At 32.9% G+C, this 219-nt stretch carries 1 pseudogene; it reads left to right on the top strand.

The annotated features are described in order from the left end of the window. Positions 1-70: 70 nt before the first annotated feature. Positions 71-219: pseudogene (locus IAE51_RS12100) on the top strand (IS6 family transposase); the annotation flags it as partial.

Genomic DNA, 219 nt, shown 5'->3' with positions numbered 1-219 from the left:
TCTGTTGCGAAGTTTCCCATAAATCCTATTTTATTGTAAAATGGAGAAAAATGTTAGTTATTCTTGATAGATGAATCATTTGAGAGCCAAACAATTCCAAAAAGATGTGATTATTGTAGTTATATGCTACTATCTTTGTTACAATTTGAACTATCATGAAGTCCAAGGACTGCTTTATGACCGTGGAGTCAATGTTGCCATACTACGATTTATCGATGG

It is taken from the genome of Lactococcus sp. S64 (genome assembly GCF_016516525.1).
Taxonomy (GTDB): domain Bacteria; phylum Bacillota; class Bacilli; order Lactobacillales; family Streptococcaceae; genus Lactococcus; species Lactococcus lactis.
The sequence above is the reverse complement of the archived record's forward strand: the minus strand, read 5'-3'. Positions and strand labels throughout refer to the sequence as shown.